Annotated in this window: 14 protein-coding genes; 6 read left to right on the forward strand and 8 right to left on the reverse strand. The window is 65.2% G+C overall.

Translation table 11 applies throughout. From position 1 onward, the window contains the following. Positions 1-83 precede the first annotated feature (83 nt). The 5 genes from AB7G19_RS39080 to AB7G19_RS39100 all read right to left on the reverse strand — a co-directional run bounded on the left by AB7G19_RS39080 (position 84) and on the right by AB7G19_RS39100 (position 7,015). Entirely contained in the window at positions 84-1,316 is a 1,233-nt protein-coding gene (locus AB7G19_RS39080; RefSeq protein ID WP_441268787.1) for a rhodanese-like domain-containing protein, read from the reverse strand. A 73-nt stretch (positions 1,317-1,389) separates the two neighbouring features. After that, positions 1,390-2,571 (reverse strand): PepSY-associated TM helix domain-containing protein, encoded by a 1,182-nt coding sequence (locus AB7G19_RS39085; RefSeq protein ID WP_085400021.1) that lies wholly within the window; start codon positions 2,569-2,571, stop codon positions 1,390-1,392. Then, positions 2,564-3,589 (reverse strand): extracellular solute-binding protein, encoded by a 1,026-nt coding sequence (locus AB7G19_RS39090; RefSeq protein WP_085400019.1) that lies wholly within the window; start codon positions 3,587-3,589, stop codon positions 2,564-2,566. The genes AB7G19_RS39085 and AB7G19_RS39090 overlap by 8 nt, the downstream gene beginning before the upstream one ends. 2 nt (positions 3,590-3,591) lie before the next feature. Further along, positions 3,592-5,928 carry a TonB-dependent siderophore receptor gene (locus tag AB7G19_RS39095; RefSeq protein ID WP_085400018.1) on the reverse strand — a complete coding sequence of 779 codons (2,337 nt, stop codon included), beginning with the start codon at positions 5,926-5,928 and terminating at the stop codon, positions 3,592-3,594. Positions 5,929-6,130: 202 nt separating this feature from the next. Then, positions 6,131-7,015: a dihydrodipicolinate synthase family protein gene (locus tag AB7G19_RS39100; protein ID WP_085400057.1), complete on the reverse strand. Its 885-nt coding sequence runs from the start codon at positions 7,013-7,015 to the stop codon at positions 6,131-6,133. 179 nt (positions 7,016-7,194) lie between these two features. On the opposite strand from AB7G19_RS39100, the gene AB7G19_RS39105 reads away from it, so the two are divergent. Together AB7G19_RS39105 and AB7G19_RS39110 are read left to right on the forward strand one after the other, a co-directional pair. Next, positions 7,195-8,607, forward strand: a complete 1,413-nt coding sequence (locus AB7G19_RS39105) for an FAD-binding oxidoreductase (RefSeq protein ID WP_085400016.1) — start codon at positions 7,195-7,197, stop codon at positions 8,605-8,607. Between the two features lie 8 nt (positions 8,608-8,615). Then, positions 8,616-9,311, forward strand: a complete 696-nt coding sequence (locus AB7G19_RS39110; protein ID WP_085400014.1) for a GntR family transcriptional regulator — start codon at positions 8,616-8,618, stop codon at positions 9,309-9,311. A 6-nt stretch (positions 9,312-9,317) separates the two neighbouring features. Here AB7G19_RS39110 and AB7G19_RS39115 read toward each other — a convergent pair whose 3' ends face one another. Both AB7G19_RS39115 and AB7G19_RS39120 read right to left on the reverse strand, forming a co-directional pair. Beyond that, positions 9,318-9,458 carry a hypothetical protein gene (locus AB7G19_RS39115; RefSeq protein WP_162131457.1) on the reverse strand — a complete coding sequence of 47 codons (141 nt, stop codon included), beginning with the start codon at positions 9,456-9,458 and terminating at the stop codon, positions 9,318-9,320. A 190-nt stretch (positions 9,459-9,648) separates the two neighbouring features. Beyond that, complete coding sequence (locus AB7G19_RS39120) at positions 9,649-10,587, reverse strand: DMT family transporter (protein WP_441268788.1); 939 nt, start codon at positions 10,585-10,587, stop codon at positions 9,649-9,651. Between the two features lie 98 nt (positions 10,588-10,685). Between AB7G19_RS39120 and AB7G19_RS39125 the strand changes: the two genes are divergently transcribed. The 4 genes from AB7G19_RS39125 to AB7G19_RS39140 all read left to right on the forward strand — a co-directional run bounded on the left by AB7G19_RS39125 (position 10,686) and on the right by AB7G19_RS39140 (position 14,356). After that, positions 10,686-10,841 (forward strand): 3-keto-5-aminohexanoate cleavage protein, encoded by a 156-nt coding sequence (locus AB7G19_RS39125; RefSeq protein ID WP_161495788.1) that lies wholly within the window; start codon positions 10,686-10,688, stop codon positions 10,839-10,841. 96 nt (positions 10,842-10,937) lie between these two features. Further along, a complete protein-coding gene (locus AB7G19_RS39130; protein ID WP_085400008.1) occupies positions 10,938-12,959 on the forward strand; it encodes a YgiQ family radical SAM protein in 2,022 nt (673 codons plus the stop codon). 228 nt (positions 12,960-13,187) lie between these two features. After that, positions 13,188-13,646, forward strand: a complete 459-nt coding sequence (locus AB7G19_RS39135) for an Rrf2 family transcriptional regulator (protein ID WP_085400006.1) — start codon at positions 13,188-13,190, stop codon at positions 13,644-13,646. Next, positions 13,643-14,356: a class I SAM-dependent methyltransferase gene (locus AB7G19_RS39140; protein WP_135215953.1), complete on the forward strand. Its 714-nt coding sequence runs from the start codon at positions 13,643-13,645 to the stop codon at positions 14,354-14,356. The genes AB7G19_RS39135 and AB7G19_RS39140 overlap by 4 nt, the downstream gene beginning before the upstream one ends. 60 nt (positions 14,357-14,416) lie before the next feature. Here the strand turns inward: AB7G19_RS39140 and AB7G19_RS39145 are convergent, their stop codons facing one another. Next, positions 14,417-15,502, reverse strand: a complete 1,086-nt coding sequence (locus AB7G19_RS39145) for an alpha/beta hydrolase (protein ID WP_441268789.1) — start codon at positions 15,500-15,502, stop codon at positions 14,417-14,419. Positions 15,503-15,663 lie beyond the last annotated feature (161 nt).

A 15,663-nucleotide genomic window follows, 5' to 3' on the forward strand; every position in this document is an offset into this window, starting at 1 on the left:
GACCGCGGGGGAGATGCAGCACAATAGGGTTTGGATATGGGGAGAAGATGGCGGGGCGGTAAGTGTTTACGGTGGCCGCCCAGTCAAATGACGTAAAACCCGTGCGTACCGTCGAGCCGGAGTTGCTCGACGAGACCGTATTCCCAGTCGAGATAGGCCTGCATCGCGCGCTCGGCGACGTCAGTGCCCTCATAGGGCCGGCGGTAGCGATGCGCCGGGTCGGGCTTGGGCAGCACGCGCGGCGGGCCGACCTCGAGCTCACCCCCGTAACCGCCTTCGAGCACATAGACCTCCCAGCCCATCTGCGCGAGCCATGACGCCGTCATGTCGGCACGCACGCCCTGGTCGTCGGTCAAGAGGATGCGCGCGCCGCGCACGGGCGCGGCCATGTCGGTTTCCTGGACGAGCTGGCCGCCGGGGTAATGACGGAAGCCGGGGAAATGGCCGGCCGCAAATTCCTCTGAGTCGCGCACGTCGAAACGATAGAGCGTGCGATCGGTCTGCGCTGCGAGTGCCTTCGCCTCGTTCGCGCCGATGTGGCGAACACCGGCGCGATAGGCGACGTCGCGGGTATTGGCCGGGCCGCCCTCGAACGGCCCGATCGCGCCACGCCTGTCGGCACCGTGATCGAGCGTGTGCCGCGCCAGCGTCCAGCCGATGGTACCGTTGCGCAGCGCCCGCACTTTGTTGGGCACGCCGGCATTGATCAGCGACTGCGTGCCGATGATCGAGCGCGTGCGCCCGGCGCAATTGACGATGATGGTGGTCTCAGGGTCGGGCGCGGCCTGCCCTGCCCGCAGTACCAGCTCAGCACCGGGCACGCTGACCGAGCCCGGAATGTTCATGGTCGCATATTCGTCGAAGCGGCGGACGTCGAGGATGGCGATGTTGGCCCTGTCCGCGATCAGCTTTGCCACTTCGTCGGCGCTGAACGACGGCGTGTGCCGCCGCGCCTCGACCAGCTCGCCGAATGCCTTGGAATAGGAATTGACGTCCTCGAACACCTGATAGCCCGCCGCGCGCCAGCCCTTCAGCCCGCCGTCAAGCGCACGGACATTGCTGTAGCCGAGCGCGGCAAGCCGCTCGGCGCCGGTTGCAACAAGTCCCTCGGCATCATCATAGAGCACGATCGCGACGTCCTTGCGCGGCAACCGCAGCTCGGCCTCGATCGCGATCCGGTCCGCGGCCATGTTGGCGGCAAACAGCGGATGGCCGGTGGCGAAGCCGGCCTCGTACCTGAGATCAAGCAGCGCGATCTCCTCGCGGAGCAGCAGCGCGCGGCGGATATCGGCGGGGGTGACGGTGGGGAGTTTCATGGCGTGAACCCTGGCAAGTACGGCCAAGGGCTTTTGAACGATTGCCGCGCGCTTGGCTAGCCTTCGCGACCGTTCACTCGCCCGGAACCAGCCGCCCGAGCGGCGGCGGCGCGGGACGCCGCAGCCTGCGGCGCGACAGATAAAGCAAAATGCCGGTGACCGAGAACAGCGGCATCAATGCTGCTGCAATCATGAAGGCGAGCTTGCCGGGCCAGCCCAGGAACGCGCCGCGATGGATGTCGAGCACGCTCGCGATGATCTTCTCGCCAAACGTCTTGTCGGCATAGCGCTCCGCCGAGATCACCTGCCCCGTGACCGCATCCACGCGGAATTCGTCACGCGTGGTATCGAGCGTCGAATCCTTCGGCCACGACCGGATCCGGATGACCGTGCCGGGTCCGGCGGGCAGCGTCAGCAGCGCTTTGGAGAAACGATCGCCCTCCTCGTGCTGGAGCGTCGACCAGGCACGATCAAATCCCACCGCCTGAACCGGCTCAGGACGCCCTGCCGCACGCGGCTGCTTCGGCTGCATCTTCGCGGCGGCAACGTGCGGGCGCGACAACAGCCAGACGACGCCGTCCTTGTACCAGTCGAACGAGTACCACAGCCCAGTCAGCGTCATCACCAGATAGACCGGCAGCACCCAGGTGCCGATGACGGCGTGCAGCGAACGGTGCAGTCCGCGGCCGCTGAGTCCGAGATTGGGTTTCAGCCACATCTTCACGCTGCCGGCGCGGCGCGGCCAGCGCAGCACGAGGCCCGAGATGAGCATGACGATCAGACCGAGCGCGGCAATGCCGGTGATCTGGCGTCCCCAGCCCTTGGCATCGCCGGGGATCAGCAGCCAGCGATGCAGCCTGCGGACGGTCGCGAAGAACTCCTCGCCACGCGGCGCACCCAGCACGTGCGCGTCGTAGGGATCGACATAGAGCGATGTCGGCCGCGCGCCCTGCTCGTCGCGCGCGAAGCGGACACGCACCGCCGCGGCCGGATCGCTCGACAGCGTGACGGCCGAGACCTTGCCGAGGTCCTGCCCCGCCTTGAGCCGGGCCACCAGTTCGTCCGGCATCAACGCCGGCACCTGGCGCGGCGCGACCTGCATGATACCGCTATTCAGATAGTCGCCGATCTCGTCCTCGAAGCTCATGATCGCGCCGGTCAGCGCGATCAAGGCCAGCAGCAGCGCAAGCACGAGGCCCGCGATCGAGTGAATCTGGTGCAGAGCGGCCTTGATGTAATGCCCCACCCTACTCATCGAAGCCAACCTTCTTGATAAGCGAGATCGCGGCCTGCTGACGTGCGGCGATCTGGTCGATCGAAATTGCATCGGCGATGAACGTGCCCATTTCGGCAACGATCGGTGCACGCTCCGCTGCTGCAAGCACGGGGTATTCCAACTCGGCAGCGGCAAAGATCCGCTGCGCTGCCGGCGTGACAAGGAATTCGAGGAATTGTCGCGCCAACGCCGGATGCGGCGCCTGTTTCGCGATGGCCGCGCCGGTGAGGTTCACATGCGTGCCGCCGCCCTTGAATGTCGATGGCACCGCCTTGACCTCCATCGCCCAGGCACGCCAGTCGGCCCCTTCGCGTCCGTCGCGCAATTGCGCCAATGCCACGGTGTTGCCGATGCCGATCTTGCACGCGCCTTGTGCGATCTCGCGGATCACGTCGTTGTCCTTGCGATCAGGCTTGTGGGCGAGATTGGCCTTCAGGCCGGCGAGCCAGGCCTCCGTCGCGGCCTCGCCGTGATGGACGAGATAGGCCGCAACCAGCGCGACATTGTTCTGATGCAGCGGCGAGCGTATGCAGAGCTTGCCGCGCCATTGCGGACTCGCGAGGTCTTCGTAGTCGACAGCCGCAAGGGCATCGTCCCTGCGCGCCATCACGACGCGGGGGCGTATGGCGAGCGCAATCCACTGTCCGCCGCCTCGCAGATTTGCCGGCACAGCTTGCTCGATCCGCGTCGACGACATCGCCTGCGTCAGGCCGCTGACGGCAGGCTGCGTGGTCTTGTCCAGCCCGATCGTCAACAGGACATCGGCGGGCGATGCGGCGCCTTCCGACGTAAGTCGCTTGACGAGGCCGTCCTCGACGAAGACGATTTTCACCTTGACGCCGCTGGCTTCCGTGAAGGCCGCAACGACAGGCTCGACCAGGGCAGCCTCCCTGGTCGAATAGAGCGTGATTTCCTCGGCGCGGCTCGCACCTGTGGCAGCGAGGCAGGCAGACGCCGCCGCGATCAGGACCGCGATGGCTTTGTGCCGCACCGCCATCGCTAGAACTTCACCGTTGCCGACAGCGACACGCGGCGCGCATCGCCGATCGCGACGTTCAGATTGTTGACGGCGGAGGGATAATAGACGGTGTCGAACAGGTTTTTGACGTTGAGCTGATAGATCACCGGCGTGTTCTGGTATTTCGTCTCATAGGTCGCGAAAATATCGGCGACCACATAGGACGGCAAGAAGAAGCTGTTGATCGCATCACCGGGACGATCGCCGACATAGCGCGCGCCGCCGCCGAGGCGGAGCTGTCCCGGCAGAGCCGTGCCGAAGTCGTAGACCAGATAGAGCGAGGCCGTGTTCAGCGCGACGTTCTGCAGCTTCATGCCGTAGAGCGACCGATCTTCGGATGCCGTCACCCGCGCGTCGGTATAGCCATAGCTGCCGATCAGGGCCCAACTGTCGGTGAGCCTGCCGGTCACGTCCAGCTCGACGCCGCGCGAGCGGGCGCGGCCGACGGTATGGAGTTCCACCACGCCAGCGCTGTTCGTCTTCGTCGTCTGCACGTTCTTCTTGTCGAGATCGTAGAGCGCCAGCGTACCGGAGATGCGCTTGTTCAGATCGAACTTCACGCCGGTCTCGTATGACACGCCTTCTTCGGGCGCGACATTGGAATCGATCACGATGCCGATCGGCGCGATGGTCGAGTTGGGCTTCAGCGATTCGGTGTAGCTCACATACAGCGAGATCTCGTCGGTCAGCTTGAAGATGGCGCCGCCGAGGGGAAGCACCTTGTCCTGGGACACGTTGGTATTGGTGTAGAACAGTGCCTTCCCGCGCCCGGCGATCTGATCGTAGTCCATGTAGCGCGCGCCGCCGACCAGCGCGAACCGCTCGGTCAAATGCAGCGTATCCTGGACGAACAGCGACCACTGTCCGAGCTTGTCGGTCTGGGCGCTGTCACCGGGCACCACGGTCGTGCCCGGCCCGACCAACCCATAGACCGGATTGTAGATGTTGATGGCGGGCGTTGCTTGCCGGATCAGGCTATCGCGGTAGATGGTGCGATACTGGCCGTCGCCGCCGAACACCACCTCGTTGCGCATGTTGCCGAGCCAGAAGCTGCCCGAGACGTAGGATGTTCCGTAGCTGACATTGCTGAGCGAGCCGCGCGTGCCGTCATTGCTGCGCGTCTCCGCACCGGTCGTGAAGTTGATGCCGGTGATGCGGAGCTGGTTGGCGCTGAAGGTCTCGGTGTTGTAGCTGTAGCCAGCGTAGAGCTTCCAGTCCTGGTTGAAGCGGTGCTCGACCGAGGCCTGCAACAGGTCCGACGTGCCCCATGTGTTGTTGAAAGGTTCGTCGAGCCGGCGGTCGGCGGGAACCGCCAGCGGCGCTTTCGTCACCGGATTGAACGCCGTGCCGCGATCGAACGGATAGATGAACTCGCGATGCTCGTAGTTGAGCTGGACCGTGGTGTCCTGGCCGTACCAGGCCAGCGACGGTGCGACCAGCATCTCGCGGTGACGGCCGAAATTGCGCCAGTAATCCTCGCTGACGCCGTAGCCGATGAAGCGATAGGCAAGGCCCTGATCGCCGATCGGACCGGTAACATCGAGCAGGCCGTCGGCGCCGGTTTTCGAGGCACTGAATGTCGAGCCGAGCAGCGTGACCGAGCCGTGCTGATAGAGCTCCGGCCGCTTGCTGATGGTGTTGACGATGCCGCCGGGATCCATGATGCCGTAGAGCAGCGAGGCCGGCCCCTTCAGCACCTCGACGCTTTCGACCGCGGGATTGAAGCTGCGGCCCTGCACCAGCGGCATGCCGTTGCGCATGATCGAACCATCACGATTATCGCCGAAGCCGCGGCGGATCACCGCGTCCTGGCTGCCGGCGAGCGTGTTGGTCTGGGTGATGCCGGAGACATTGATGAGCGCATCGTCGATGTTCCGCGGGAGCTGGTCCTTCAACACCTGCTCAGGCACGACGTTGACCGCCTGCGAGGTATCGAGGGGCGATGCGCCGCTGCGCAGCGTGGTCGAACTCGGCATCGCGCGGTAACCGAGCTTGGCAGCCTGCTGCGCGGCGGCCGCCGCTGCTGCACGTTCCGATATTGTCGGTGCTGCTGGTGTGGCGGCATTCCGGCTGCGCTGGCGCGCGGCGGCTTGCGTCCGGCGCTGGGGCGATTCGGATGCGCGGGCCGGTTTCGGCCGCTGCACCGGCGCTTCCACTGTCACCGGCGGCAGCGCTGACTGCGCCTGCGCGGTCGTCGTGTTCGAGGGGGATTCGACGAGCAGCACCGCTGCGCCGAGGAGAAGACCTGCACGGCTCTTGCCGGCATGATGACGATGGCCGCTGACGCGTTGGCCATCCACGGGGGCACGCACTTTCATTCCACTTCAAGTCAAGAACATTGAAGTGTGCGCCTGTAACAGTCGGCGGGATCGAAGAGAACCGTAGGCGAGCTTGAATCGCTCTAGTGTTGAATCGTTCTAAGCGCATCAGCGCACTAAGCGGCAATTACCGATTGACGTCGCAGGGATCGCAACACGCTGCACGCGAATTCGCGACAACGTGTCACGAAAGTTTCGCATCTCACGCGATGGCAGGAGCAATCAGCTCGTCAATCTTTCGCTTGAGCGCTGCGCCATCGGACGAGGCACGGAATGGCGGGCGCACGCGCAGCCAGCCCGCGTCGCCCGTCTGTGCGGCGAGGATTGCCTTCAGCGTCGCAAGGAACGACGGCGTGTTCAGCACGACATCGGTCGCGGCTTGCATGCGCGCCTCGACGTCCTTGCCATCAACCATGCCCTTGACCAGCTCGGGCACGACGTTGGCCATGCCGCAGATGGTGCCGGCGCCGCCGGCGGCGATCGCGCGGGTGATGTCGGCTTCGTTGCCGACGGTGATGGCGAGATCGGGAGCAGCACTACGGAACGCCTGGAACTGCTTGAAGTCGCCGCTGGAGTCCTTCAGGCCCGCAACCACCTCGCCGTAACGCTTGCGCAAGTTTGCCGCGACACCGGTCGGGATCGCAACGCCGGAGACCTGCGGGATGTGATAGAGCGAGGCGCGCAGGCGATCGTCGGCGACGCCGTCGATGATCGCAGCAAAAGCATCCTCGATGCCTTCGGGCGTGACACCACGGTCGAAATAGGGCGGCAGATACAGCACGTGGCGCAGGCCGAGGCCGAGCACGGTGCGCGTCAGCGCGATGCTGTCGGTGATGGCGGGAAAGCCGCCGCCGATGCCGATCCGCTCAGGCGCGACGCCGGCCTTGAGCACGGCCTCGATGGTCGCGACACGCTCGGTGACATTGAAGGAGGTGCCCTCGCCGGTGGTGCCGAACAGCACGACGCCATCGACGCCCTTACTGAAGAGCTGCCTAGCGTGGGCGGCGAGCTTGGCGGAGTCCACGCTGCCATCCGTCGCCAGCGGCGTCGCCGACGCCACCCAGAACCCGCGAATTGCCTCCGTCATCTCACCACCCATTAGCTGCGGTCCCGGACTAAACCCCTGATCTCGAACGATCTTAGGAAGCCTTCCGAGCCTTGTTTTTGCTTTACTTTTTATGTTGTACCTTACATACAAGGCGGACGCAAATCCTTTCCACCATCACGGCGCGCATGAGACGCAGCCAGATTCCGAGGAGGTCTCGCATGAACATGGTGAGCCCCATTGAGCGTCCCGATCAGTTGCTCGGCGCCTTGCGCGACAAGCTCGGCGCGGCCGCCGTGCTTGTTGGCACCGACGTGCCGGCGCGCAATTGCAACGACTGGAGCGCGAGCCTGCCACAAGCGCCGCTTGCGGTGATCCGACCGGTCGATGCGCAAGGCGTTGCCGATGCGATTGGGACCTGCCGGCAGGCGCGACTGCCCTTCGTGCCGCAGGGTGGATTGACCGGGCTGTGCCGCGGCGCATCGCCCGAAGCAGGCTGGGTCGCGATCTCGCTCGAGCGCATGACCGGCATCGAGGAGATCGATCGGGCGTCAATGACGATGACGGTGAAATCGGGCACGCCGCTGGAGACGATCCAGAAGGCCGCGGACGAAGCCGGTTTCTTCTTTCCGCTCGACCTCGGCTCGCGCGGCTCCTGCGCGATCGGCGGCAATCTCTCCACCAATGCCGGCGGCAACCGCGTGATCCGCTACGGCATGACGCGCGAACTGGTGCTCGGCCTGGAGGTGGTGCTGCCCGACGGCACCATCATCACCAGCCTCAACAAGCTGATGAAGAACAACGCGGGCTATGACCTCAAGCATCTCTTCATCGGCTCCGAAGGCACGCTCGGCATCATCACCCGCGTGGTGTTGCGGCTGTTCCCGAAACCGCGCTCGACCATGGCGGCGCTGTGCGCGCTGAAGGACTATGCCGCGGTGATCGACTTGCTCGGTGCCGCGCGCAGCGGGCTCGGCCCGCTGCTGTCGGCCTTCGAGGTGATGTGGCCGGATTACTGGGACGTGATCACGAATCGCGCCGGCGTGAAGCCGCCGGTCGCCGCAGGCCACGGTCTCTACGTGCTCGTCGAGGCCCAAGGCACCGACGAGAGCCTGGATGCACCGCGTTTCCAGGCCTGGCTCGAAGAGCTGATGGAGCGCGGGCTGCTCGCAGATGCCGCCGTGGCGCAATCGCTGGCGCAGACGCAGGCGTTCTGGCGCGTGCGCGACATCTGCGCCGAGTTCGGCCAGGTGCTGGGCCCGCACATCTCCTACGACATCGGGCTTGCGGTGGCGCGCATGGACGAATTCGTCACGCGCTGCAAGGCCGCGTTGGCCTCCGGCATCAAGGGGTGCGAGAGCGTCTATTACGGCCATATCGGCGACGGCAATCTGCATCTCGTGTCCTGGGTCACCGGTCTTTCCGTCGAGCAGCAGCCGAAGGAAGAGATGGACGCGATCATCTACGGTCTGGTGCGCGAGCTGGGCGGCAGCGTCTCCGCCGAGCACGGCATCGGCACGCTGAAGAAGAAGTGGCTGGGCCATGCCAGGAGCGAAGCCGAGATCGCGTTGATGCGGACGCTGAAGGCCGCGCTCGACCCCGATCACCTGCTCAATCCCGGCAAGGTGATCTGAGACAGCAGATGCGATCGCTCAAGCTCGATACGCCGAAATCGCTGTCGCAGCGGGTGGTGCTGCGGCTGCGCCAGGCCATCATCGACGGCGAGTTCGCGCTCGGCGCCGCCATCTCCGAGGAGATGGTGGCGAATTCCTTCGGCGTCAGCCGCACGCCGGTGCGCGAGGCGATGGGCCAGTTGCAGGCGCAGGGGCTGGTCGTGATCCGGCCGCAGGTCGGCAGCTTCGTGTTCACGCCGAGCGCGGAGGACATCACTGCGCTCTGCACCTTCCGGATCGCGCTCGAGCCCAAGGCCGCCGAGCTCGCGTTTCGTCACGATCGCGACGGCGCAATTGCGACGATGAGCGAGGCAATCGCGGCGATGGAGCCGGCGATCGCGGCGAAGGACAACATCGCCTATGGCCGCGCCGATGCGAGCTTTCACGAAGGGTTGTTCGCGCATTGCGGCAACCGCTATCTCATCGAATCCTACCAGCTCGTCTCGGGCCGCGTCGCCGCGCTGCGCACCAACCTGACGTCGCCGATCGACGTGCGCACCCGCTCGTCCTTCGACGAGCATCGCAAGCTGCTCGATCTGTTCGCGCGCGGCGAGTTCGCGGCGTTCGAAGCGCTGATGACGACGCACATCACCAATTCCGGCCTGGCCTATGCCAAGGCCTTGAAAGTGGAGGCCTTGATAGTGGAGGCGCTGAAGGTGGACTGAGCGCTACTACCCCGCGTCCTTCGATCCCGGCCTGTCCAGAAAATCCAGCGCGGTGTTGATCTGTTCGAGCTGGTGCTCGATCTTGTCGCGATCGTCGACCGACTGCGCCTTCTCGAGCTGTTCCACAAGCTTCTGCTTCCGTGACAACAAGTTCTCTATGACCGTACTCACAAGTCCCCCATCGCCCCGAAACGAAGCGTCGAGGCAAAATCCGGTTACGGCACTGGCGCCGGGATGGTCGGGGCGCGCGCGAGCATGGCTCGCACCGGTCCCTTGATCAGAATGTTCGCGGAGGCGGTTGGTTCCTGCGGATGAACCACAACTCCGATCAATGGAACTATTTGCGCAGGCTCGCCCAGACCCCGCCGAGGATCAGCACACCGCCGAACAGATGGATCAGTTTTGGCGGTTCACCGAGAATTGCGAACGACAGAAGGGCGCTCGCGATCGGTCCGAGATAAAGCACAAGCGAGGTTCGGACCGAACCGAATTTGCCGCCGAGCCAGGCAAAGCCGGCATAGGCGAGCAGCCCGGGAACGATCCCGGCGAAGACGTAAGCCGACACCGCTTTCGTGCTGAAGACCTGCGCCGGCGTGGTCCACATCTCGATCAGCGCCTGCGGCAGCGAGAACAGCGCGCCGGCGCCTGCGAACAGGCTCATGCGCGCCAGCAGCGACGCCTTGGGCGCCGCGCGCGATTGCAGCAGCGTGTAGCCGGACCAGCCGAGCATCGCGATCACGACCAGGCCGTCGCCCGCTGCGGTCTCCAGTGCGAACAAGGTCTCCGGATGACCGCCGGAGATGATGAGCAAGGCGCCGGCGAGCGCAAGCGCCGTGCCGAGCCATTGCAGCGGGCCGACCTGCTCGATGCCGAGCACCGCAGAGATCATCAGCACCGTGACCGGCGACAGCGCCATGATCAACGCGATGTGGATCGCCGTCGTCGAGATGCCCGCGGCATAGACCGGGCCGCCGCAGAGGAACATGCCCACGAAGCCGGCGGCGAGGATCGGCCAGATGTTCTTGCCAAGTGGCACGCGGCCGGCGCGGATTTCGGCGAACGCGATCGGCGCGAGCCCGATGGCAACGATGCTCCAGCGGAAGAAGGCGAGCGCGAAGGGCGGGACGGAGCCCGCGAGGCCCCGCGCCAGAATCTGATTTGAGGCCTGCGCGGTCGCCACCAGGATGAAGCCGATCAGCGCAACCGCACCGAGCCAGGCCTCGGTGGACGGCGCCGCACCGGCGTCGTCACCGCCGTCGGAAATTTCCTTGCCCATGGAGCAATCGGATATCCGATGTCGGCCGCGGTGAGAACCCGGAAGACGGATCGCTCATATGCATATGCGGCACGCGCACTGTTCCGGGCGGCGAGGCGATGCTCGCCTTGCGCAAGGTCTGGATCGAGGCGGCGCTGCCGGGCTCGACGGTGACCAATCTCCGCCTCGTCGGGAATGCCGTGCGGATGGTCCGCCAGCATGGCGGCGAGCCGGCCACGACTGCCGAGGTCCGGCAAGGGTTCGCGAACGGTTAACGCACTCCCGCAAGCCGGATAGCCCCTGGCGGAACCGCAAATCTTCACGCGTCCGTCGGTTGTATTCGTACGCCCGGAGTCCTATGCGTAGGCGCCATGGACATCCAGATCATCACCGCCGAAAAGCCCCTGATGGCGCAGGCGCGCCCGCGCAAGCCGGCGCCGTTCCTTCCCATGAGCCGCGCCGAGATGGACGCGCTCGGCTGGGATGCCTGCGACATCGTGCTGGTGACAGGCGATGCCTATGTCGACCATCCGAGTTTTGGCATGGCCATCATCGGCCGGCTGCTGGAGGCGCAGGGCTTTCGGGTCGGCATCATCTCCCAGCCCGACTGGCATTCGGCCGATCCGTTCAAGGCGCTCGGCAAGCCAAAAGTGTTTTTCGGCGTCACCGGCGGCAACATGGACTCCATGGTGAACCGCTACACCGCGGACCGGCGCATCCGCAGCGACGACGCCTATACGGCCGGCGGCGAAGGCGGCAAGCGGCCGGACCGCTGCACCGTCGTCTACGCGCAGCGCTGCCGCGAGGCGTTCAAGGATGTCCCGATCGTGCTCGGCGGCATCGAGGCCTCGCTGCGCCGGATCGCACATTACGATTACTGGTCCGACAAGGTGCGCCGCTCGGTGCTGGCCGACGCCAAGGCGGACCTGCTGCTCTATGGCAATGCCGAGCGTGCCGTCGTCGAGGTGGCCAACCGTCTTGCCGCCGGCGAAGCACCGCGCGAGCTCAGCGACATCAGGGGCGTCGCGCTGTTCCGCCGCGTCCCGGAGGACTACAGCGAACTGCACGCCGACGATCTCGATTCCGCCGACGAGGGCGCAACGCGCCAGAAGGGTGCGACCGTCATCCGGCTGCCGGCGCTGGAGCAAGTCGAGCAGGACAAGGAAGCCTATGCGCGCGCCTCGCGCGTGCTGCATCGTGAAAGCAATCCCGGCAATGCCCGCCCGCTGGTGCAGCGTCACGGCGATCGCGATCTCTGGCTCAACCCGCCGCCGATCCCGCTGACCAGCGACGAGATGGACGCGGTCTACGACCTGCCCTATGCGCGCGCGCCGCATCCGTCCTATGGCGAAGCAAAAATCCCCGCCTGGGACATGATCAAGTTCTCGGTCACGATCATGCGCGGCTGCTTCGGCGGCTGCACCTTCTGCTCGATCACCGAGCACGAGGGCCGCATCATCCAGAACCGCTCGGAAGGCTCGATCCTGCGTGAGATCGAGAAGATCCGCGACAAGACGCCGGGCTTCACCGGCGTGATCTCCGACATCGGCGGCCCCACGGCCAACATGTACCGGATGGCGTGCAAGGATCCGAAGGTCGAGGCGGCGTGCCGGCGGCCGTCCTGCGTCTTCCCGGAGATCTGCCCGAACCTCAACACCTCGCATGACGATCTGATCCGGCTCTATCGCAAGGTGCGCGAGACCAAGGGCATCAAGAAGGTGATGGTCGCTTCGGGCGTGCGCTACGACCTCGCGGTCGAGAGCCCCGAATACATCAAGGAGCTCGTCACCCATCACGTCGGCGGCTATCTGAAGATCGCCCCTGAACATACCGAGCGCGGCCCGCTCGACAAGATGATGAAGCCGGGCATCGGCGCCTACAACCAGTTCAAGCGGATGTTCGATGCCGCGGCCGAGCAGGCCGGCAAGAAATATTACCTGATCCCCTATTTCATCGCGGCGCATCCGGGCACGACCGACGAGGACATGATGAACCTCGCGCTCTGGCTCAAGAAGAACCGCTATCGCGCCGATCAGGTGCAGACCTTCCTGCCCTCGCCGATGGCGACCGCAACCGCGATGTACCACACCGGCGTCAACCCGCTGCGCGGCGTACGCCGCGGCGGCAGCGACAAGGTCGAGGCGATCAAGGGCCTGCGCCAGCGAAGGCTGCACAAGGCCTTCCTGCGCTATCACGACCCCGACAATTGGCCGGTGCTCCGCGAGGCCTTGATCGAGATGGGCCGCCGCGACCTGATCGGCTCGCGTCCCGACCAGCTCGTGCCCGCGCATCAGCCGCCCGGCACCGGCAAGGCCGCCGGCACACGGCGACCGGTGCGCCCCGGCGGCAAGACGCAGCGGTTTACGACCAAGGGCCTGCGGGTGATGAAGTAGCGGCAGAGCCGGATGAGATCCGGTTCAGCCCGCGGCTGTTGTGTCCCCAAAGCAAAAATGTCGAAAACAACCCCATGCACAGTAGACGGCATGAGCGGGATCAATGGCTTAGGCGGTCTGCGGCGACGTTGACCCGTCGGGCAAAACGGGCGCGGGATGGCAACGCGCCCCTTACGCTCGCACCGAAACGGGTTGACCTCGGCGCCATCATGTAACATATGAAGTTACATGAAGCGAGACAGCCGATTATCAGGCGTGCTCCACGTCCTGCTGCACATGGCGCAGCAGCCTGGCCCGTTCACGTCCGAGACCCTGGCGAAGGCCATGGACACCAACCCGGTGGTGATCCGCCGCATCATGGCGGGCCTGCGCGACCTCGGTTACGTCCGCTCCGAGAAGGGGCACGGCGGCGGCTGGACGCTGGCTTGCGATCTGTCGAAGGTGACGCTGCGCGATGTCTACACCGCGCTCGGCAGCCCCTCGATTCTGGCCATGGGCAACCGGACCGAGGCGCCTGGCTGCCTGGTCGAGCAGGCCGTCAATGCCGCGCTCGATCAGGCCTTTGACGATGCAGAGGCGTTGTTGCTGTCGCGCTTTGCCGAAGTGTCGCTGGCGATGCTGAGCGACGATCTGCGCAAGCGCCTGGGTGCGCGAAAGCTTCACAGCATGAGCGCGCATCACGCGTGACCGACTCCCCTCAGCAGGACAACATCGTGACCGACATTCAAAACGCGTTCTCCGATCCGCAGATGGTGGCGAAGTACACCGAAGGGCCGCCACGGTTTGTTCCCGGCTACAATTCGATGCTGTCCATGGCGGCGATCCTTTTGGGCGAGCGTGCGCGTGAAGATGCGCGAATACTTGTTCTTGGCGCCGGCGGCGGCCTGGAGCTGAATGCCTTTGCGCAAGCGCAGCCGCGCTGGACCTTTGATGGCGTGGACCCGTCCGCGGCGATGCTGAATCTCGCGAAGCAGACGCTGGGCCCGCTCGTGTCGCGCGCGCATCTGCATCAAGGCTATATCGACGATGCGCCGGAGGGGCCGTTCGACGGCGCGACGTGCCTGTTGACCCTGCATTTCGTCGATGTCGAGGAACGGCTGCGAATAGCGTCCGAAATCCGCCGCCGCCTCAAGCCCGGCGCGCCGTTCGTCGCGGCCCATTTCAGCATCCCCGGCAACGACGATGAACGGCCGCTTTGGCTCTCGCGCTATTCGGCCTTTCTCGCCGCAGCCGGAGTCGAGCCCGACAAGGCGGCCGCCGCGCGAAAGGCGGTCGACGGCCAGTTGAGCATTCTGGCACCAGAGCAGGACGTCGTGATCTTGCGCGACGCAGGCTTCTCCGACCCGACCCTGTTCTATACCGGCTTCACGTTCCGCGGCTGGGTGGCCTACGCCTGAGACGTCACGGCCTCGTCGACACGTCGCCATGAAAAAGCCAGGCAGGGCCTGCCTCTCGCGCTACTCCGCAAGCCGCGCGAGCGGGCCCGCGGCCGCCTTCTGTTCACCCAGCGCTTGGCCCTGGGCCATGCGTTGGCGGATCATTGCGACAACCGGGCCTACCTGCTCGAAAGCCCGGTCGTGGGCGTCGTCGCCGGCGACCGCCAGTTTCGTCAGGTCGTAGACGTCGATCCGGTCGCGCGCGAGCTCAGTTCGATAAGGCTCCTGGGTCGGGTCGATATCGCCCAGGCGGGCGACGTCTCCCCAGATCGTCTTCGACAGCGAGAGCGCGCCGTCGTCACGCGAGACGAACAACGAGATGGGGGGCCGCGCGCCGCTCATCCGGTTCAGTTGCGAGCGGAAGACATCGACATCCACGTCGGGTGCCACCAGCATCACATTCTTCAGCTTGCTGCGCTTCGACGCGACAGCCGGGGCGCGGATCGCCCGCGTTCGCAGTGCTTCCAGTGCGATCCAATTGCCCATCGAATGAGCCAGAAGATAAACTTCGCCGACGGCAGGCGAGGCGTCGAGCGTGCTCAACAGATTGTCGAGCGCGTCACGCGAAAAATTGGCACTTTCCCGGTCATAGGTATACGCGCGCAGCCTCAGCTCGCCGCGCGATGGCCAGGTGAAAAGCACGGGAACGACCGGCACTTTGGAGTCGTGCACGATCTGCGCGAAGCGATAGACCGCATCATCGAAGCGGTTGTTGAAGCCGTGGACGAAGACAAGCACCTTGTTGCGACCGGACTGCTTCATCGCCGCGGCGACAGACGCAGCGAAATGCGTCTTGTCGAGATAGTCGGCCGACACAGTCGTGAAATCCCGTTGGGGGTCGCCGGGCAGGCTCGCGGGCCACTGCACTTCGCCGATCTTCCGCGCGGCATCTGGCGGGATCGAGACAGTCACCTCGGCAAAGGACAACTCGTCCGAACGGTCCCCGCTGAACATCTCACCGGGATCGACGTCGGATCGCTTGCGATTGGTGACGACGTAGATCGGGACATTTGTGTTTCCGGGGGCGACCTGCGCTGTCGGAACAAGCACGCCCTGCGACGGACGTCCTGCACAGCCGCCCAGGACTGCTGCGATCGACAAAGCCAACAAAACTGCTGGAGCACTGATGCGACTCGTCCGGACCACCGGCAACACTCACAACTGGACGCAAGAGCGCGATAACTCACCATCCGGGCAACGGAAGGGGCACCGGATATCGACCAGTCTATGCCGGCTGAGCGTGCCTGGATGTCACGGCGCGGCAACAC

The sequence above is a fragment of the Bradyrhizobium sp. 215_C5_N1_1 genome (assembly GCF_052075935.1).
In the GTDB taxonomy this organism is placed as follows: Bacteria; Pseudomonadota; Alphaproteobacteria; order Rhizobiales; family Xanthobacteraceae; genus Bradyrhizobium; species Bradyrhizobium barranii.